The sequence below is a fragment of the Pseudomonas sp. PDM32 genome (assembly GCF_019219225.1).
In the GTDB taxonomy this organism is placed as follows: domain Bacteria; phylum Pseudomonadota; class Gammaproteobacteria; order Pseudomonadales; family Pseudomonadaceae; genus Aquipseudomonas; species Aquipseudomonas laurylsulfatiphila.
Window position 1 is genome coordinate 248,621 of sequence record NZ_JAHUWE010000010.1, and the last position, 19,729, is coordinate 268,349.

Genomic DNA, 19,729 nt, shown 5'->3' on the forward strand with positions numbered 1-19,729 from the left:
TAGCAATATGCGACCAATTTCGGCACTGCCGTTGGTCAGCAAAATTGATCAAAAAATGAACGCAGACGGTTTTTTTCGTTCAGAATACGCAACAGGTCACACGGGCTCCGATGCTCAGCTGACTCAAGAAGCGGAAGTTAAACCTCATATAGACGCCCAGTGCGAATGAGGTTTTTTGTTACCTGAAAATGGAACTAACCGAATGTTCAAAAAGTTCATTCGCTAAACTCGCTTTTTTCTTCGCAGCAAAATGCCGCAAGATTAAATAATAGAAATTGCTGGATCCTGACTGCAGTCAGCAACGGATAAATTCAACTAGCCGTGCTGAAGTCATGTTGATCCACTAAGAGTACAAAGAGGTAATCATGGAACTTGGTATACTGACTTCGCCAGCTGCGGAATATATTCGCTTGGGCGTTGTATATTTCCATCTTATCGCCTGCTGCGTGGCAATCGGACTTGTGTTGACCAGTGACATTGCAATGGTCAAGCAACTCCTGAAGGGGGATGTGTCGGGGCACCATGATGACGCGCATCTGGAAAGCCTTCAAAAAACCGTATCGCTTGCACTTGTAGCGCTTTGGATTACGGGCATTGCTATTATCGGAATAGATTATGCCGGCAAGGGGATGGAATATTTCCTCAATCCAAAGTTGCAAGCCAAAATCGGCATCGTTGTGTTATTGACCTTTAACGGTTTCCTGTTGCATAGCGCTGTATTGCCGGCACTGAAGAAAGCCGGTTCGATACTCAAACTCTCTTTTAACTTGCGCATGCTGGCGCTGTTCTCCGGCGCGCTCTCCGGTGTGTCGTGGTTCTATGCCGCCATGCTCGGTGTCGGTCGTCCGCTGGCCTGGAAATACTCGCTGGTCGAGTTGCTGGCAGCCTATCCGGTTCTCATCGTCGGTGGCTTTGGAATGATGGTGCTGCTCACCGTCTGGGCGAAAAACAAAAACGCTGAAGGCCGTATGGAGCAAGGCACCTGGGGAACCAGAAACGCCGCTCTGGCTGGCTGGTGAAGTCAGGTTGAACAAGCCCGTTCAGCCTTTGCCAATGAATTCCGTTTTTAACTATTTACCTATCTCACTTTCTCACTTGAGGATATCCAAATGAAATCCATGAAAGCTCTGTTCGTAATTGCCGCTCTGACCGCTTCTTCTCTGGCGATGGCCACCGGTGGTGGTGACAAGACATTCAATCGCATGGAGTCGGCCCGCAAGGTCTCGATGGAAGCCTTCCAGGTTGCGCAGAAGCAGAAGGCTGAAGCCGCTGTAGCGCAAAGCAAGGCCAAGGCAAGCAATCGCAGCAACGGCTGATCGGTGTAGCGCGACCGCGCAACACGATGGCAAAAAAGGGACTTCACGGAATCCCGGGGCACACAAATAACGAAATATCCGTGTAGGAGCTGCCGCAGGCTGCGATCTTTTGATCTTGCTTTTGCGATCTGAAAATTGCTGAAGATCAAAAGATCGCAGCCTGCGGCAGCTCCTACAGGTATCGGTGTTCCTCGCCATTACGTGAACAACCAAAAAAGTCGCAAACCCTGCAGGGTTTGCGACTTTTTTTCGATACGACCTTCAACTCCCCGGGACGTTTTCTACGGGTATGCCTGACGTTGCGTAGCGTGCAGGCTTAGTTCTGTACCTCAACCACGTCGACATCCGGGGCGTCTGGAGCGTCTGGAGCGTCCGGGGCATCCGCCACATCCTCTCTGGCTGCCCTCTTCTCGGCCTTGGCCGCCTCTCTGGCCGCATTCGCATCAGCTTTGGCGGCGTTCCGGGCAGCATCCGCAGCAGCCCGGGCTGCATCTCTGGCTGCATCTGCGTCTGCCTTGGCAGCGTCCCTGGCGGCATCTGCAGCGGCCCTCGCAGCATCTCTGGTGGCATCTGCACCCGCTACACCTGCAGCTTTTGCAGCGTCACGGGCAGCATCCGCCGCCGCTCTGGCGGCATCTCTGGCTGCGTCTGCATCCGCTCTCGCAGCATCCCGGGCTGCGTCTGCATCAGCTCTGGCCGCGTCCCTGGCTGCATCTGCGTCATTTTTGGCAGCGTTCCGGGCTGCATCTGCGGCATTGTTGTCAGCCCTATTAGCCTTATCGGCTCTATCGGCTCTATCAGCCTTATCGGCTTTATCGGCTTTATCGGCTTTATCGGCTTTATCAGCCTTATCGCCACGGGCATTGCCTTGGCCTGCGTTTCCGGCAACACCACCATGGTCAGCATCGCCGCGGCCCATGCCGCCATGTCCTGCGCCACCGTCACCGCCACCATCGCCATGGCCACCGCCAGCGTTACCGCCTCCGCCATTACCACCGTGACCACCGCCTCCGGAGCCTCCGGAGCCACTGCCGCCACCGTGACCACCACTGTTACCACCACCACCGCCGCCGCCACCGTGGCCGCCTCCGCCGTCACCACCATGACCGCCGCCTCCGGAGCCACCGCCACCACCGTGACCGCCACCGCCTCCGTTGCCTCCGTTGCCTCCTCCGCCTCCGCTGCCACCACCACCGCTGCCGCCATCTTTGGCATGCACGCTGGAGAAGCTACCGACGTAATCGGGCACCAGCACAGTCGATGCAGACAGGACTGCGCCAATTGCCAGGGCCAACAAACATTTTTTGAGAAGCATGATGCACCTCCGCTTGGAGTTGCGTAGTCATGTCCGTATCGAACGCAATGTCCAGTGAGTTCCCGGCCGCCCATTGGAGCGGCCAGCCAACCGGCACGGCCATTAATTTGCAGCAAAAACAAGCAACTGCGGTTCCAAACGATCCTTCAGAGCCAGTTGGCATCTATGCGTGGGAAATATTCCCACATATTTAGATTAGGCCTGTCGGCCTCTGTGTCAACGACCGAACATCAGGACTGCAGCAGGCGCACGCCCGGGTTGAGGCGACGAAACCCATCAGGGCCGGGAAACAGGCGGGTATCAGTAGGTGTGGGTGAACACCAGTCCAGCCTCGCCATCCGGGCTGGCATCGGAAAATCCCTTGACGGCATACAACTGAAACTTCCAGTTCTGATTGAGCTTGTGGGTCAGGAAGAGGGTGAGTTCCTTGATCTGGTCGCCTGTGGAAACGACCTTCTGCCGCCAGTCGTAGGACACCCCCGCCGTGGTGCGCGCGAACACGGGCATGGCGAAACCGAGGCCGGCGAATATCGGGTTGTCGAAATCGGAGCCCGACGGATCGCCGTATTTTTTCCAGCCCAGGGTGGCGAACCCGGTCACCCGGCCGAAGGCCTTGGCGACATCGACCTGGGCGGAGTAGTCGGTTTTGCCGGTGCCCAGACACTTGTCTTCGTCGGCGGTGGGCAACTTGACCTTGCCGATCAGGTCCACGAACAGCCCGCCAATGTTGCCGTCAAGCACGGCGTAGTCGGCACCGGCGACAGTGTCGCCCAGACCGCTTTCCACTTTGCCGCAACCGCCGGGCAACGGCTCACCGTCAGGGCCGACCGAAGGATTGGTGATGCGCAACCAGGGCACAGTGAGCTTGTAGGTCATGGGACCGGTTTCGTATTTGCCCACCAGCGGGACGTACCAGGTTTCGGAAGTAGTGCCGGTGCCATAATCGCCCCGGGAGTAGTCGGTTCCGATCGAGGTCGAGAAGGTATCGGCCAGGGCCGGCAAGGCCAGGCTGGCCAGCCAACCGATGAGCAGGATGCGCTTGGGGTCCATGTTCACCTCGTGTCTTGCGTCATCGAAGTCCACACGCAGGCTTTGTTGCGTGACTTACACAGCCTAGTGACTTATGGCGCAAGTGCATCATGCCTTCACGGTTTATCCCGACTTGCCAGAGCGGTCGACCTTTTCAACCTTCTCGATTTTTTCAACTTTTTCAACTTTTTCGACCTTCTCGACTTTTTCCGGCCGATCAACTTTCTCAACCTTTTCTGGCCGATCGACTTTCTCGACTTTCTCCGGACGTTCGACCTTTTCGACTTTCTCTACCTTCTCTACCCTCTCCACTCTCTCGACCTTGCCGGATTGCTCGACCTTCTCGACACGCTCTGACTTGCCGGACTTGTCCACGTCCACGCGTTCGATATTGTCGCCACCACCATGACTGTCATTGCCCCCGTGGCGAGTATCGTCGACAACGCTCTCGGAGCGGCCGCTCCTGTCACTGCCCGAGTTCCCCGAATCCCCCGAGTGACCGGAGCCGTTGGAGTCGCTTGAGCCGCTCGAGTCGCCGGAGTTGTTGAAATCGTCCGAGCTGCCCGAATGGCCCGAGCCACTTGAGTCGTCCGTGTTTTGCTCACTGTTTCGAAGTTGCCCGTGCCGGTTGCCGGCTGGCGAATCGGAGCGCTCGCGGGGCAATTCGATACGCGTGGCCTGTACCTCCCGTGCGCCGCTGAACACGCCGGTGATCCGCACGCGTCGATCCAGCGTCAGCTGCGAAGACTGCACACCGACAAACACGGTGTCGCTCGCCATCGTCACATTAAAGCCACCCACCACCAGGCGACGGTCCTGCCGGCCCTGTACCAGGCCCTCGATCACCGCATTGTGCGCCCGGCCAATGAAAGGCAGGCTCGGGTCGGGGCGACTCTGGCTCACCTCCAGTTCGCGGCCCGACCACTGGCCACGCACCAGCATTTCCTGCGCCGGTCCCGGATGGTTGCCGAGTTTGAGCCCCTGCAGATAACCGCTGCGATCGACCGGGCCGATGGCGCTGGCCTCCTTGAGGCCGGGCGCGCGGTCGATGCGGCTGGCCACCACTTCACCCCGGGCATCGCGCAGCCCGCTGACCCGTACGGGATCACCCGCACGCAAACCGGGAGCGACTTGAGCACCATTGGCCAGGCGTACCGGTTGGCCCATGACACGCATGGGCATGGAGTCTCTGGGCAGGGCTGTCAGAGGGCCTTCGTAGACATGCAGGATAGCAATGCGCCCGGCCTCCAGACCGCGCCGGGAATTGAACGCCTCCACGGCAACCACCTGCCCTACTGCCAGGCGGGTGCTGGTGGCGGCAATGCCGTTCTCGCTGACAGGCACGTTTTTGTTGAAGTGCACTTCCACGCCATTGACGCAGATCGAGGCGAACCCGGTGATGGTGCCGACAATGCCGGTGCCGCCGATACCGCCGTTGTCGTTGCTGATGCCCGTGCCACCCACGCCGCCGGCAATTGCACCGGTGCCGCCTATGCCGCCTGGACGCTTGTTCAGGGGGGCGCCGGTACCGCCCACCCCGCCGTTGTCGGTGCCGATGCCCGTACCGCCCATGCCGCCAGGCGCCGCCCCCGTACCGCCGGTGCCACCCGGAGCCTCCATGAGCGGCACTTCACTGCTGCCCGCCTCATTCTGGCTGACACAGGCCGGCGCGGCTTGCAACACAATCGGAAGCCCGAGGCCCAGAGCGAGGGCGGCTGCTCGAATCAGGCGCAGATTGACAGTCATGGCTTGGGAGCCGTCGGTGAGTTGGGATCGGAAGTTTCAGTGTAGAAGTACAGGCCGACCGTGATGCGCTGACGCGGTTCGGGGCTGGGCAGGTCGCGAAATTCCAGCTCGGCGGCGAGTCGGTTGAAGCTCAACAGGGCCTGCATCCCCTCGCTGGCAACGGCCTCGCGCAGCGCCTCGACGCTCATCGGGGCCAGTGCGTCATAGTGGACGCTGCGTTCAAAAAAGGCCGGACCTTCGCCGCTCAAGTTGTGTACCGCTGCGCAGGCATGATCGTGCAGGTTGTGCCCCAGGTAAGCCGCTTTCTCATCGAAGCCCTTTTGCGGCACGAAGGCCTGGGCTTCGAGGTGCACACGCTCTTGCTCGTCAAGGCGCACGACGCCCAGGCGCAGCCATTCGTCCAGCACCACCCGCGCCCGGATGTCCGTGCTGACCTTCGCCACCAGCGCATCAAAGGAACGGTCGCCACCGACGCTGGCCAAACGAGGCAGCGGCAATGGCTGGCCGGCGTCGTTGCAAAAGGGTGCGGTGGTCCAGGCGTTGACCAGTTGCGCACCGAAGGTGATGTTTTCCGGAAGCGTGGAAGTGGCGGGGTCGCCGCTGTTGCGCAAACGCCGTACGTCCTTGCGGTGCACGCCGGTGAGCAGGCTGATGCGGCTGTCGGTCGGTGCCTTGTCGTCCAGACGGAACTCTCGGTCCGCCACATCGACGAAAACCTCCTTGAGCAGGTCGGCGAAAACCAGGTACGTGACGCCTTTGCGCAGCATCAGACGTACCAGCGGCCGCATGACATGGCGCAGGGCTTTGAGGAGCGAGGTGGGCAAGGTAGATGATTGCATTCAGCGCATTCCCGGATAGTTAACCCCAGTATAGCTGCGTGGGAAATAATCCCATGAATGCAGGCTGTTTTTTTGCGTGCCCCCATGCAAAACCGGTCTCCCGGGTTTTGCATGGGGCATCAGGCCGCTTCAGGTCCGGCTGTTGTCGTCGCCGGGTTCGCCGCCAGTGTGAACGCCATTGTCGTCACCCGGTTCGCCGCCCGCGTGAACACCCTTGTCGTCGCCCGGCTCGCCACCGACATGAACACCATGGTCGTCACCGGGCTCACCACCAACGTGAACGCCGTGATCGTCACCTGGCTCACCGCCAACGTGAACGCCATGATCGTCACCCGGCTCGCCGCCTACGTGAACGCCATGATCATCACCCGGCTCACCGCCTGCGTGGACACCATGATCGTCACCCGCTTCTGCATGGGTACCACTGCGACCGGAGTTCGAGTTTCCGGTACCGGCATGGCCTGAATTCCCATTGCCATGGTCGCTGCCGCTATGGCCACTGTTGCCGCCATTGCCACCGCTGTTACCACCGTGGCCTCCACTGTTGCCACCGCCGTTACCACCGTGGCCTCCACCACCGTTACCGCCACCGCCGTCGCCACCGTGGCCTCCACCACCATTACCGCCACCGCCGTTGCCACCGCCTCCACCACCGTTACCGCCACCACCGTTGCCACCGTGGCCTCCACCACCGCCGCCGTTGCCACCACCACCACCACCACCACCACCACCACCACCACCACCACCATCCTTGGCATAGGCAGTGGCGTCATGGGAAATGGAGTCCGGTACCAAAACGATGGAGGACGAGAGGACGCCACCGATTGCCAGCGCCAATAAACCTTTCTTGAAAAGCAGGTAAGTGTTCATCGTGCATTCTCCTGGTGATTAACCGCGAGCAGTGTCAACGCGATCCGCGTTGCAATCCGGGAGCGGCATGGGAGTAAGCTTTGTTGTTTTTCCTGAAATCTGGCGTGGGATTTTTTCCCACTCGATGAAAGCTAGCCCTTTCTGGCGCCGGGTCAACCCGCGCAGCAGAAAGCCGACCGACGGTGGGACACGTCAGCACCCGGCATCAATGGATAACGCGGTGTGAAAGCAATCGAATCATCGGCAGAACGCCAATGGCTCATGGATGAAGGACGAGTGGTCGAGAGGCCTCTACCCCGGGTGCTCACCGAGACGTCAAGGCGGCTCGGGCACGACCTGAAAGACCACCCATAAGGGGAGCGCCATGCCCGCTCCCCTTTTTCAAACAAAGCATTCCGAATGCTCTGTCTCGGCACCCGCGATCAATCGTGATGTTTGTGTTTATGTTTATTCTTGTGTTTATTCTTTTGCTTGTAGCCCGAATCGTGGTGGTCGTCGTCATCGGCCATATTGTTGCCGATCGCACCACCTGCTGCGCCGCCCAGACCCGCGCCGATCAGGCCACCGGTGGAACCACCGACACTGTTGCCGATGACCTGGCCACCCGCTGCACCGAGACCTCCGCCAATAGCGGACTCGGTCTTCTTGCCACTCTTGGCGGTCATGGCACCCCCGGCCGCGCCACCGACGCCGGCGCCGATCGCAGCGCCAGTGCTACCGCCCATAGCCTGACCGACCACGCTGCCAAGAGCGCCGCCGACACCGCCACCGATAGCCGTGTTGGTGGCTTCGCCGGCGAGGGAGTACTGCGATACAAGCAGACTTAATGCAACAACAGTGAATGACTTACGCATCAGACGGACCTTTAGGAACACACAAAAGGAGAAAGTCTGTTGGTACGAAACAGCCAGGTCAACAGATATTCGGCCGGGCGTTACAAACAAGGGAGCCCCGCAACAGCGAGGCTCCCTTCGGTCTAGCCCCTGGGCTGCGGATTCAGCACCGTAACGGCCTTGGTTTTCCTGAAGAAAATGCCGTAGACAACCGACAGCACCAGCAAGAACGGCACACCGAACACCAGGGTCATCTTGAAGGCCTCTGTAAAGTAGGTCGTGATCATCACGGCCCCCATCAGGACCAACCCCAACAATGTGCTGTAGGGAAACAGACGCATGCGGAACGACAATTTGCGGTTGCCATTGCGTTCATGAAAACGACGGAAACAGTAGTGAGTGAGGAAGATCATGAACCAGGTAAAGATGGCCCCGAACATCGAGATTGCCATCATCAGGGTGAACGAACTTTCCGGGTACAGGATGTTGAGCAAGGTCGCCAGGGCGATCCCCGAGCTCGAAAGCAACAGCGCGTTCAACGGGATCCCGGTCTTGCTCAACACCCCCATGGATTTTGGCGCGTAGCCGGCTCGAGACAGGCTGAACATCATGCGCGTGGTGATGTACAACTGGCTGTTCATCGCCGACAACGCCGCAATCAGGATCACGAAGTTCATCACACCGGTGGCGCCGGGAATACCGATGGCCTGCATGACCGTGACGAACGGACTCTGGGCATGGCCAGCCTGGACCCAAGGCACGATCGCCAGCATCAATGCCAGGGTCAACAGGTAGAACACCACCAGGCGCACGATAGTCCCGCGAAAGGCTTTCTTCACCGCTTGCTCCGGATCCTTTGCCTCACCGGCCGCCACCGCGATCATCTCCACGCTCAGGTAGCTGAAGATCGACACGATCACCGCGATCCACATCCCTTGCAGGCCATTGGGGAAAAAACCGCCGTGAGCGGTGTAATTGTGCACGCCGTATTCGGGATTGCCGGAACCGAACACCACATACACCGCCAGGATAATGAAGCCGACAATCGCGCCGATCTTGATGGTCGAGAACCAGTACTCGAAGGTACCGAAGGTCTTCACGCTGATGGCATTGAGGACGATCAACACGCTGGAGAACGAGACGATCCAGATCCATTCCGGCACATTGGCAAACCAGTACTTCATGTACATCGCCACCGCCGTCACTTCCGTACCGACCGCGAGCACAATCGCCGCCCAATAGGCATAGCGCACCAGGAACCCGGCCAGCGGGCTGACATAAAACTCGGCATAGGCGCCGAACGAACCCGAGGTCGAATGGGCCACGGTCATTTCCGCCAGGCAGCCCATCAGCAGCAAGGTGATGATTGCGCCAATGGCATAGCTCAACAGCACGCTCGGCCCGGCATAACCGATGGCATAGGCGCTGCCCATGAACAGCCCGGTGCCGATTGCACCCCCAATGGCGATCATACTCATCTGCCCCGACGTCAGTTGACGCCGCAGGCCATGTTCACGGTTGGATATCGTTTCGAAACCGCAGTTATCGGTCATTTCTATGTCCTCTGGATTTTGTCTTTCTTGAAGAGCATGTCGTGGGTTTAACGGTGGGGATCAGCCACGCACAGCAGGACACGGATCAGAAGATACTCAGTGGATATTCGATGATCACCCGGACTTCGTTGTTGTCCGTGGTGTCGGCCCGGGCGACTTGCGCGGTGGAGCGCACACTGGCCTGGCGCACGCGTATTGACAGGTCCCTGGCCTTGCCCGACTGCACGACATAGCGCGCCTCGAGGTCGCGCTCCCAGCGCTTGCCGTCATCGCCATAACGTCCATAGGCGCCATTGGGGCCACCGTCGTAATGGCTGTCATCGATGTGGTCGCCACTGACGTAACGCGACATGAAGCTCAGCCCCGGCACGCCGAAAGGCGCCATGTCCAGGTCATAGCGCAGTTGCCAGGAGCGTTCGTTGGGGGCGTTGAAGTCGAGGACCTGAATCGAGTTGGCGAGAAAAATCGACGTGCCCGGTTGCTGGTCGAAACCCAGGTAATCGAACGGTTCTTCGCCATCGACCCGCTGGTACGCCAGGGTCAACCGATGAGCACCGAACCTGTACGCGGTGGCAAACGACCAGGTGGTGTTGTCGATCCTGCCGGCCAGGCTGTCGCCGTTATCGTTGGTGCGATAGAGATTGAAATCCAGGTTCAGCAACTGGTCTGGCGTCAGCACATAGGTGTAGTTGACGTTGCCGTAGTACTGGCGCCAGATGTCGGTGAACTGCGAACCGTACAGGCTGACACTCAATTGATCGCTCAGCGCATAGCTGCCGCCCAGGTAATCGACACTGCGGGTTTCCACCCCGGCGTACAGCGCTTTAAGGGCGCCATCGGCATTGGTCGAATTATTGTCGTTGCCGGCAGTGAAGTGGCCAATGTCCAGTTGCAATGCCTTGAGCTCATTGCTGGTCAGCTGGAAGCCGGTGGCACTGCTGGTGAACAGTCGCGCATTGCCGGTGCCGAACACCGGATTGAGCGGTGTCAGGTTGCCGTACTTGAGCTCGGTCTGCGAAATCCGCGCCTTCAGCGCACCACCGGCTTCGGAGTACTCATCCTCGGGACGGCCATCGGAATCGACCGGCAACAACCCTGTGCCCGTGCGCCCCTTGCCACTGTCGAGCTTGATACCCAACTGCGCGTAGGCATCGACCCCGAACCCCAGCGTTCCCTGGGTGTAGCCTGAACGGTAGTCGAGCATGATCCCGTGGGCCCACTCGTCCCGATAGTTCTGACCGCCCGGGTTGTTGAGGTTGTTGCGGTAGAAATAGAAGTTGCGGTTGGTCAGGGTCAGGCTGCTGTCTTCGACAAATCCGTTGTCAGAGGCGGCACAGGCCATTTGGCCAAGGCAACTGGAGATGGCGAGCGGCAAGGCAGGCCAGAGGGACAGTTTCATTCTGCGTGCTCCTTATTATTGTGATTGCAGAACTGGTTATTGCCGGCGACCGAACGCCCGCCGCGGAAAATGCCCGCAGCTGGACCAGGACGCCGCAGGTTTCAAGTCACGCTGTGGCGAACCTGGTATCGCGCTTGCGACCAGGTGTTGCGGTCGAGGATCTCACCGAGGATCTGCACCGCATCCCAGACTTCGGTGAAGGTTGTGTACAACGGGGTGAACCCGAACCGCATGATGCGCGGCTCGCGATAGTCACCAATCACGCCACGGTCGATCAGGGCCTGGATCACCGCATAACCTTCGGGATGTTCGAAGCTGACATGACTGCCGCGTCTGGCGTGTTCACGCGGCGTGATCAACTTCAGTTCGTGAGCCGCGCAACGCTGCTCGACCAGTTCGATGAACAGGTCCGTCAGGGCCAGGGATTTGCGGCGCAGGCTGGCCATATCGGTCTGGGCGAACACGTCCAGGCCGCACTCGACCATCGCCAATGAGGTGATCGGTTGAGTGCCGCACAGGTAACGCGCAATGCCGCTGCTCGGCTCGTAATGCGACTCCATGGCGAATTGCCGCGAGTGGCCGAACCAGCCGGACAAGGGTTGTGGCACCAGATCGCACAATGACGGCGAAACCCAGACAAAAGCCTGCGATCCCGGCCCGCCATTGAGGTACTTGTAGGTGCAGCCGATGGCATAGTCGGCACCGGCCTGGTGCAGGTCGACCGGTACTGCGCCTGCGGAATGCGCCAGGTCCCAGATGGCCAGCGCGCCACATTCATGGGTCAGCGCGGTCAGGGCCTGCATGTCGTGCATGTAGCCGGTCTTGTAATTGACGTGGGTGAGCATGACCACCGCCGTGTCCTGGTCAATGGCTTGCGGCAAGGCTTCAGGACTGTCGACCATGCGCAGGGTATAACCCTGCTGCAGCATCTGCGCGAGGCCTTCGGCGATGTACAGGTCGGTGGGGAAATTGCTCGATTCGCTGACGATCACTCGCCGCTGCGGTGACCTTGTGGCCTGTACGCGCAAGGCAGCGCTCAGCACTTTGAACAGATTGATCGAGGTGGTATCGGTCACCACGACCTCCCCCGTCCCCGCGCCGATCAAACCCGCCAGGCGGTCGCCCAGACGCTCGGACAGCTCGCGCCAGCCAGCGCTGTTCCAGCTGCGGATCAAGCCATTGCCCCATTCCTCGGCGACCACCGCTTGTGCCCGCGCCAATGCCGCGACCGGCCGCGCACCGAGGGAATTGCCATCGAGGTAGATAATCCCTTCGGGGAGCGCGAATTGCTGGCGCAGGGGCGCCAGAGCGTCCTGGGCATCAAGCGCCAGGCAACTGTTTCTTGTCGTCATCGGGTGTCCTGTTTTTTGTCATGGGACGCCATCCGGGCGGGTTGCATCAGCCGGATCAGGCGCCCTGTTTCAAGGCGATCAACCTGCCTTTGGGTAGAGAGATAATGAACGAACCTTTGGAGAATTTTCGTGCAAAGTAACCCGCCATGTAGTAGTTATTTCGCAGATAATTCGAATCCAACACCCATAAACGCGGATTTATTCAAACCATGAATCTTGACTCGACAGACCTGCGAATCCTGCATCAGTTGCAACAGGATGGCCGAATCAGCAATCAGGAACTGGCGGAGAAAGTCGCCTTGTCACCGTCGGCCTGCCTGCGCCGGTTGCGCCTGCTGGAAAGCGAAGGAATCATCACCGGCTATCGCGCGGTACTGAATGCCGAACGGTTGGGCATCGAGCTGGAAGCCATCGTCCATGTGTCGTTGCGACAGGACGTCGAGGACTGGCACGAGACCTTTATCAAGAAGGTCCAGCAGTGGCCGGAGGTGGTCACCGCCTATGTCATTACCGGGGCGAGCAACTATGTGTTGCGGGTCCAGGCCCGCAACCTCAAACACTTCTCGGATTTCATCGTCAATCACCTCAACCGCACCGCCGGCGTCACCGACATACGTTCGGAGATCGTCCTGCAGAAAATCAAGGAGCGCGAGCAGTTGCTCGATCTGGTGGTACGCAAGTAAGACCGCAGCGTCCTTCAGAGCCCGTGCAGGCGCCGGGCCTCCTTGCGCTGCAACGTCATGCTCGGGGTTTCGTCGAACAGCTTGCGGTATTCGCTGGAAAAGCGGCCAAGGTGCATGAACCCCCAGCCCATGGCTATCCCGGAAATGTTGCGTGCCGAGCCGTGCTCGAGAATTTCCTGGCGTACGGCATTCAAGCGATACTTTTTCAGGTAGGCCATGGGCGACAAGGCGAAGTACTTCCTGAACGCGTCGAACAACTTGAAGCGTGAAACGCCGGCAGCGGCTTCGATGTCCTCCAAGTGCAACGCTTCGCGGGCGTTGTCGTGGATGTACTGTCGAGCCCTGACCAGATAGTGCGGCAATTTCACGCCCAACGCGTCCCGCAGTTCCTGCGAATAGTTGTTGGGCTGGGCGAGGATCAAGCCTTTGATCAGTGAACTTTCAATGTCCCGGGTAAAGGCCACCTGCTCGAAAAGTTCGCTGCTGCGTTCCAGCTCGTCGATGAAATAACGCGCCATGCGCCACCACGACGCCGACGCCCCATCGATCGCATCCATCATCGGCTCGAAGCGCAGCGGCACATCCAGCGGCCGTTGCAGCATCCCTTCCAGAGCCTCGCTCATCGCCACTCGGGTAATCACCACCTGGACCTTGCGGCAGTCACCGGAAATCGCCAGCAGTTGATGTTCATTGGGGGAAATGATGACCCCTTGATCGCGGTCGGACCTGACCACGCTGCCCGCCTTGCTCAGCTCCTGTTCGCCCGACAACGGCAGGCTCAGGCTGTAGCTGCTGAAGTGCTCGGCGTCTTCGATATCGATGGTGACGTCGGTACCGTATTCGATGGTGCCCAGGGTGGTGGCCATCGATTTGAACATGTTGGCGTTGTGATGAAAGCGGATCCGTTCGGGGGTCGCGCTCACGAGTCGATGGGGTCCGCAGATACCGGACATCCAGCTTCTGGCAGCCTCCAGGTCATCGCTGTCGACACGAATGTCGCGAAACTGCGGATCCACTTTGCTACTCATCATGGTGCACTCACGGAGTCTGGTTCTGCGCGCTCTGGTGGCGCTTGTCAGGCGGGATGGGAGCAACTTCCACGCCATAAAACGTCGGCGCCCAATTAACGGATAGTGATTGGCAACTAAGCGGACAAGACATGGCTGGCGAAGCCGCAAAAGCCCTCGATCCGCACTCGACGTCGTGCAAAACAGTATCTGATTGGCGCCATCAGGTGCAGCCGTTTATCACCTGGTGGCGGATTTGTGTCATCGCTGCCCAACCGACTGTTACCTGGCCCCCAATTTTACGGACTGCCTTCGCCAACTTATCGGATAGACCATCACCCGCCCCGCTTCTCTAATGAGCGCACCGATTAGCCGAATAAAAAAAGGTGCACACCATGAGTGGCGAAAGAAACGTCGAGCAATGGAAAACGTTTATCGAAAGCTGCCTGGACTTCCGTCCCGCAGAGGGCGTGTTCCGCATCGCCCGGGAGATGTTCACCGAGCCGCAGCTGTTCGATCTGGAGATGGAACTGATCTTCGAGAAGAACTGGATCTATGCCTGCCACGAAAGCGAACTGGCCAACAACCACGACTTCGTAACAGTGCGCGCCGGCCGCCAGCCGATGATCATTACCCGCGATGGTGAAGGTCGGCTCAATGCACTGATCAATGCCTGCCAGCATCGCGGCACGACGCTGACCCGCGTGGGCAAGGGCAATCAATCGACCTTCACCTGCCCGTTCCATGCCTGGTGCTACAAAAGCGACGGCCGTCTGGTCAAGGTCAAGGCACCGGGCGAGTACCCGGAAGGCTTCGACAAAGCCACACGCGGTCTGAAAAAAGCCCGCATCCAGAGCTACAAGGGTTTCGTCTTCATCAGCCTGGATGTGCACGCCGACAACAGCCTGGAAGACTTCCTCGGCGATGCCAAAGTGTTCTTCGACATGATGGTCGCCCAGTCGCCGACCGGTGAGCTGGAAGTACTGCCCGGCAAGTCGGCCTACACCTACGACGGCAACTGGAAGCTGCAAAACGAAAACGGCCTCGACGGTTATCACGTCAGCACCGTCCACTACAACTACGTCGCCACGGTGCAGCATCGCCAGCAGGTCAACAGCGAAAACGGCAACGCCGCCAGCAGCACCCTCGACTACAGCAAGCTCGGCGCCGGCGACGCCAATACCGATGATGGCTGGTTCGCGTTCAACAACGGTCACAGCCTGCTGTTCAGCGACATGCCCAACCCTTCGGTACGCTCCGGCTACGCGACGATCATGCCGCGGCTGATCGAAGAACATGGCCAGCAAAAAGCCGAGTGGATGATGCATCGCCTGCGCAACCTGAACATCTACCCGAGCCTGTTTTTCCTCGATCAGATCAGCTCGCAATTGCGCATCATCCGTCCGGTGGCGTGGAACAAGACCGAAATCATCAGCCAGTGCCTGGGGGTCAAGAACGAGTCGGACGCCGACCGCGAAAACCGCATTCGCCAGTTCGAGGATTTCTTCAACGTCTCGGGTTTGGGCACACCGGATGACCTGGTGGAATTCCGTGAAGCCCAGCGTGGCTTCCAGGCGCGCCTGGAACGCTGGAGCGATATCTCCCGCGGCAGTCACCGCTGGGCCAGCGGCGCCACGCCCAACAGCGAAGCGATCGGCATTGCCCCGGCCATGACCGGCACCGAATTCACCCATGAAGGGCTTTACGTCAACCAGCACAGCAACTGGCAAAAATTCCTGCTCGACGGCCTGGACGCCAAATCCCTGAAACTCCGTGAGGTGCAATGATGAATGCGCAACTGCAGTACCGGATCGAACAGTTTTTCTATCGCAAATCCGAACTGTGCGACGCCCAGGACTGGGATGCCTATGTCCAGCTGTTCGCCGAGCACAGCGAGTTCCACTTGCCGCAATGGGACTCCGAACACGTCTACACCCGCGATCCCAAACGCGAAATGTCGCTGATCTATTACCCCAACCGTTCAGGCCTGGAAGACCGCGTGTTCCGCCTGCGCACGGGCAAGTCCGCGTCCTCGACGCCGATGCCGCGCACCCTGCATCAGATCAGCAACGTGCGGATCGCCCCCCTGGAAAACGACGAGCTGGAAGTGCAGCTGAACTGGCACACCCTGTATTACCGCCTGGCCACGGCCGAACAGTTTTTCGGCCGCGCGACCTACCGCCTCAAGCCCCACGCCGATAGCTGGCTGATCGTTCGCAAGCATGTGTTGCTGCTCAACGACACCATCAATTCGGTACTCGACTTCTATCACCTCTGAACCCAGGGAGACCGTGCATGAACCATAAAGTCGCGTTCAGCTTTGCCGACGGCAAAACGCTGTTCTTCCCTGTGCAGGCCAATGAGATCCTGCTCGACGCCGCCCTGCGCAATGGCATCAACATCCCCCTGGACTGCCGCGAAGGCGTCTGCGGAACCTGCCAGGGGCGCTGCGAGTCGGGCGATTACAGCCAGGACTATGTGGATGAGGAAGCCCTCTCCAGCCAGGACCTGCAACAACGCAAAATGCTCACCTGCCAGACCCGGGTCAAATCCGACGCAACGTTCTATTTCGACTTCGCTTCCAGCCTGTGCAACGCCGCTGGCCCCGATCAACTCACGGCAACGGTCACCGAGGTCAAACAGGTGTCGGCCAGCACGGCGATCCTGCATCTGGATCTGGGCGATATGGGCCAGTCGCTGGATTACCTGCCCGGGCAGTACGCCCGGCTGCAGATTCCGGGGACCGAGAACAAGCGTTCCTACTCCTTCGCCAACCGGCCGGGCGTCAGCAATCGGCTGCAGTTCCTGATTCGCCTGCTGCCCGATGGCGTGATGAGCAACTACATCCGCGACCGCTGTCAGGTGGGTGACCCCATCGTTCTGGAGGCACCGCTGGGGGCTTTTTATCTGCGGCACGTCGCCCGGCCACTGATCCTGGTGGCTGGCGGCACCGGACTTTCCGCCTTGCTGGGCATGCTCGACGAACTGGCCGAGCGCAGCTGCGAGCAACCCGTGCATCTGTACTACGGCGTGCGCGATGCGGCCGACCTGTGCGAACAGGCGCGCATCCAGGCGTATGCGCAACACCTCCCGGGGCTGCGATACACCGAGGTGGTCAGCGAACCGTCGCCGCACTGGACCGGCAAGCGCGGCTACATCGCCGAACACTTCGACGTCGCCGAACTGCGCGACGGCCCGGTCGACATGTACGTCTGCGGGCCGCCGCCGATGGTGGAGTCGATCAAGACCTGGCTGCAGGCACAGGCACTGGACAGCGTGCAGCTGTACTACGAAAAATTCACCGAGAGTAACGCCTGACACCGGCCACCGGAACCGGGGCCCGGTTCCGGTGGCCGAATAGGTCACTCGCGTTGATGTGTACCCAACGGCCGCAAAATCGCCCGGACCGGGCTGGCGTCGAGGTTGGCAAAACGTAGCGGCAAGGCGATCAACTCGTAATCCCCTTCCGGCACGTCATCGAGCACGACCCCCTCAAGAATGGCCATGCCGTGACGGGCCACGGCACGGTGCGAATCCATCGTCTTGGATTGCTGCGGGTCCAGTGACGGCGTATCGATGCCGATCAACCTCACACCCAGGCTGGCCAACAAATCGACGGTTTCCCTGGCAACGGCCGTGAACGCCGGGTCCCAGGCAGCCAGCGGTGCCTGGCGATAGGTCCGCAGCAGCACGCGCTCGGGCACATCGTGCAAACGCCCTTCCAGTTGCCCGGGCCGCACCAGGTCGCCGCTGTCCAGGCAATGCAAAACGCGGCAAGGCCCGATATACACATCCAGCGCGACTGCGCCAATCGCCGCGCCGTCAGCGCTGTAATGCAGCGGCGCATCGACGTGGGCACCGGTGTGCGGTGACAGGGTGATGCGTCCGACATTCACCGGGCACTCGGGACCGTAGGTCCAGACACGCTCCTCCAGAAAAGGCGTGTCCCCCGGCCAGGTCGGTGTTTCGCTACTCAAGGGTGGACTGATGTCCCACAGGGTCGTGTTTTTTGTCATCGCAAATGCTCAGCGTTTTTACCGAGTGAAATGATACGAGCGACAGCAGTGCAGATTCGTGCGAAAACCCCGGGCAAGCGAGCGGGTTTTCGCACAAAGCGCCATGGATGAGCGTGATGGCGGCAGGAAATTTCAACGTGCATCCTTCGACGAGGGGTCTTCACAGGCAGCAACGCGCGATGAGAGACCAAATGACAGTGGACATTACCCGCCGCAAGGCGCTAGCGTCGACCGCTTCAATTCGACGGCCGTACCATTGGATGCAATTGCCGACGACTCAAACGAATACCATCGCCTTTGCGTCATGAAACTCTGGGGGCGGCGCTCGATGAGTTGCACGAAGCCTTTGGTATGCAGTGGCAACAACCCACAGATCGATTTTTTGACCGCAGGAGTCTTCATGCCTCGTTTCGCTGCCAACCTCAGCATGCTCTACCCCGAACATGACTTTCTCGACCGTTTCGCCGCAGCTGCCGCCGATGGTTTTCAGGCAGTGGAATACATGTTTCCCTACGACTACAGCCCACAGCAATTGAAACAGCGGCTCGACGACAATGGCCTGGTCCAGGCCCTGTTCAACGCACCGCCTGGCAATATCGCGGCCGGCGAAAAAGGCACCGTGTCCCTGCCTGGCCGTGAGTCGGAGTTCCGCGCCGGTTTCGACCAGGCCCTGGAATACGCCGCGGTACTGGGCAACGACCGCATCCATGTCATGGCCGGGCTGCTGGCCAACGAAGCGGATCGCGCCAGGCACCAGCAAACCTACCTGGAAAACCTCAGCCACGCAGCGACAAAAGCCGCCAAAGCTGGCATCACCGTATTGCTGGAGCCGATCAACACCCGCGACATGCCGGGGTTTTTCCTCAACCACCAACATCAGGCCCAGGCCATCTGCAAGGCGGTCGGCCAGGCCAACCTCAAAGTCCAGTTCGACGTCTACCATTGCCAGATCGTCGAGGGCGATGTGGCGACGAAGCTGCGACGGGATTTCGCCGGCATCGGCCATATCCAGATCGCGGGCGTGCCGGATCGCCACGAACCCGACATGAACAACGAGCTGAACTATCCCTACCTGTTCGAGCTGATCGATCGACTGGGGTACACCGGTTGGGTCGGTTGCGAGTATCGGCCGCGCGGCGACACCTCCGAGGGCCTGCAATGGCTGCGCGATTGGCAGGGTCGGTCAAGCCAGGGCCAGGCATAGACTGCTTTTCACCCAAGGGTCACCAGGACGCCGAAGCAGCAGGAGGCATGCAATGGAACTGAAGTTCAGTCACATCGATGTACTGGTCAATAATCTCGACGAAGCCTGTGCCTACTACGCACAGATACTGAACGCCAGGATCTCCAGAACGCTCGTCTGGGAACGAGGTGGCCTGCACGTGCGCTACGCGATCGCGCTGATCGGCCAAGAGCGTTTCATGTTGGTACAGCCTCTGGCCGGGAACCTGAGGGAGCTACTGGACTCCTCGGGTGAAGGGATGATTTATCGCCACTGCTATTCGACGCCGGACATCGAGAAGGCCTATGACGAACTGATGGTCGCCGGTGTGCAGCCAGAAGATGAAAACGGAAAGCCATTGGCCCGCGCGAACCTGCAATCCCCGTCCGGGACACGCATTATCTGGTTGCCCAAACGCTTCGGGCACTTCTCTATCGAAATCCTGGAAGACAAGGCGCTAGAGGCATTTGTAGAAGCTGCATTTGCATGAGTGATGGATAGCCTCTGATTGCCTCGGTGTGCCGAGATTCGGACCGGAGCAACGCCTTG

The 19,729-nt window shown here is 59.7% G+C and carries 19 protein-coding genes; 8 read left to right on the top strand and 11 right to left on the bottom strand.

Annotated elements, in window-relative coordinates:
- Positions 1-365: 365 nt before the first annotated feature.
- Positions 366-1,019 (top strand): hypothetical protein, encoded by a 654-nt coding sequence (locus KW846_RS20365; protein ID WP_218484680.1) that lies wholly within the window; start codon positions 366-368, stop codon positions 1,017-1,019.
- A 90-nt stretch (positions 1,020-1,109) separates the two neighbouring features.
- Positions 1,110-1,316 carry a co-regulatory protein PtrA N-terminal domain-containing protein gene (locus KW846_RS20370; RefSeq protein WP_007971248.1) on the top strand — a complete coding sequence of 69 codons (207 nt, stop codon included), beginning with the start codon at positions 1,110-1,112 and terminating at the stop codon, positions 1,314-1,316.
- A 579-nt stretch (positions 1,317-1,895) separates the two neighbouring features.
- Here the strand turns inward: KW846_RS20370 and KW846_RS30255 are convergent.
- From KW846_RS30255 to kynU, 9 genes are all read right to left on the bottom strand, one after another.
- Positions 1,896-2,531: a hypothetical protein gene (locus KW846_RS30255; RefSeq protein WP_218484683.1), complete on the bottom strand. Its 636-nt coding sequence runs from the start codon at positions 2,529-2,531 to the stop codon at positions 1,896-1,898.
- A gap of 400 nt (positions 2,532-2,931) precedes the next feature.
- Positions 2,932-3,681 (bottom strand): hypothetical protein, encoded by a 750-nt coding sequence (locus tag KW846_RS20380; RefSeq protein WP_007971251.1) that lies wholly within the window; start codon positions 3,679-3,681, stop codon positions 2,932-2,934.
- A gap of 102 nt (positions 3,682-3,783) precedes the next feature.
- Positions 3,784-5,406 carry a DUF5666 domain-containing protein gene (locus tag KW846_RS20385; RefSeq protein WP_116583084.1) on the bottom strand — a complete coding sequence of 541 codons (1,623 nt, stop codon included), beginning with the start codon at positions 5,404-5,406 and terminating at the stop codon, positions 3,784-3,786.
- The gene (locus tag KW846_RS20390) at positions 5,403-6,245 is read right to left on the bottom strand and encodes a DUF6502 family protein (protein ID WP_218484685.1); all 843 of its coding nucleotides are present in this window, start codon (positions 6,243-6,245) and stop codon (positions 5,403-5,405) included. Before KW846_RS20390 ends, KW846_RS20385 begins: the two co-directional genes overlap by 4 nt.
- A gap of 129 nt (positions 6,246-6,374) precedes the next feature.
- Complete coding sequence (locus tag KW846_RS30125; RefSeq protein WP_371321765.1) at positions 6,375-7,115, bottom strand: hypothetical protein; 741 nt, start codon at positions 7,113-7,115, stop codon at positions 6,375-6,377.
- 422 nt (positions 7,116-7,537) lie between these two features.
- On the bottom strand, positions 7,538-7,969 hold the full coding sequence (locus KW846_RS20405; protein WP_218479819.1) for a glycine zipper domain-containing protein: 432 nt from the start codon (positions 7,967-7,969) through the stop codon (positions 7,538-7,540).
- 122 nt (positions 7,970-8,091) lie between these two features.
- Entirely contained in the window at positions 8,092-9,501 is a 1,410-nt protein-coding gene (locus KW846_RS20410) for an amino acid permease (protein ID WP_102699920.1), read from the bottom strand.
- 85 nt (positions 9,502-9,586) lie between these two features.
- The gene (locus KW846_RS20415) at positions 9,587-10,900 is read right to left on the bottom strand and encodes an OprD family porin (RefSeq protein WP_218484691.1); all 1,314 of its coding nucleotides are present in this window, start codon (positions 10,898-10,900) and stop codon (positions 9,587-9,589) included.
- Positions 10,901-11,001: 101 nt separating this feature from the next.
- Positions 11,002-12,252 carry a kynureninase gene (kynU, locus tag KW846_RS20420; RefSeq protein WP_218484693.1) on the bottom strand — a complete coding sequence of 417 codons (1,251 nt, stop codon included), beginning with the start codon at positions 12,250-12,252 and terminating at the stop codon, positions 11,002-11,004.
- Between the two features lie 209 nt (positions 12,253-12,461).
- Here kynU and KW846_RS20425 point away from each other — a divergent pair, with 209 nt between their 5' ends.
- On the top strand, positions 12,462-12,935 hold the full coding sequence (locus KW846_RS20425) for an Lrp/AsnC family transcriptional regulator (RefSeq protein ID WP_007971266.1): 474 nt from the start codon (positions 12,462-12,464) through the stop codon (positions 12,933-12,935).
- A gap of 14 nt (positions 12,936-12,949) precedes the next feature.
- Here KW846_RS20425 and KW846_RS20430 read toward each other — a convergent pair whose 3' ends face one another.
- Positions 12,950-13,963, bottom strand: coding sequence for a helix-turn-helix domain-containing protein (locus tag KW846_RS20430; protein ID WP_218484755.1), 1,014 nt, complete (start codon positions 13,961-13,963; stop codon positions 12,950-12,952).
- Between the two features lie 374 nt (positions 13,964-14,337).
- Here KW846_RS20430 and antA point away from each other — a divergent pair, with 374 nt between their 5' ends.
- Genes antA through antC form a run of 3 tightly spaced genes read left to right on the top strand, consistent with a single transcriptional unit; the run spans position 14,338 to position 17,260 of the window.
- A complete protein-coding gene (antA, locus tag KW846_RS20435; RefSeq protein ID WP_218484695.1) occupies positions 14,338-15,729 on the top strand; it encodes an anthranilate 1,2-dioxygenase large subunit in 1,392 nt (463 codons plus the stop codon).
- Positions 15,729-16,220, top strand: a complete 492-nt coding sequence (gene antB / locus KW846_RS20440; RefSeq protein ID WP_218484697.1) for an anthranilate 1,2-dioxygenase small subunit — start codon at positions 15,729-15,731, stop codon at positions 16,218-16,220. The genes antA and antB overlap by 1 nt, the downstream gene beginning before the upstream one ends.
- A 17-nt stretch (positions 16,221-16,237) precedes the next feature.
- Positions 16,238-17,260 carry an anthranilate 1,2-dioxygenase electron transfer component AntC gene (gene antC, locus KW846_RS20445; protein ID WP_218484699.1) on the top strand — a complete coding sequence of 341 codons (1,023 nt, stop codon included), beginning with the start codon at positions 16,238-16,240 and terminating at the stop codon, positions 17,258-17,260.
- Between the two features lie 44 nt (positions 17,261-17,304).
- Here the strand turns inward: antC and kynB are convergent, their stop codons facing one another.
- Positions 17,305-17,958 (bottom strand): arylformamidase, encoded by a 654-nt coding sequence (gene kynB, locus KW846_RS20450; protein ID WP_218484701.1) that lies wholly within the window; start codon positions 17,956-17,958, stop codon positions 17,305-17,307.
- Between the two features lie 400 nt (positions 17,959-18,358).
- On the opposite strand from kynB, the gene otnI reads away from it, so the two are divergent.
- Positions 18,359-19,162, top strand: a complete 804-nt coding sequence (gene otnI, locus KW846_RS20455; RefSeq protein WP_218484703.1) for a 2-oxo-tetronate isomerase — start codon at positions 18,359-18,361, stop codon at positions 19,160-19,162.
- A 52-nt stretch (positions 19,163-19,214) separates the two neighbouring features.
- Entirely contained in the window at positions 19,215-19,670 is a 456-nt protein-coding gene (locus KW846_RS20460) for a VOC family protein (RefSeq protein WP_218484705.1), read from the top strand.
- The last annotated feature ends 59 nt before the right edge of the window (positions 19,671-19,729 follow it).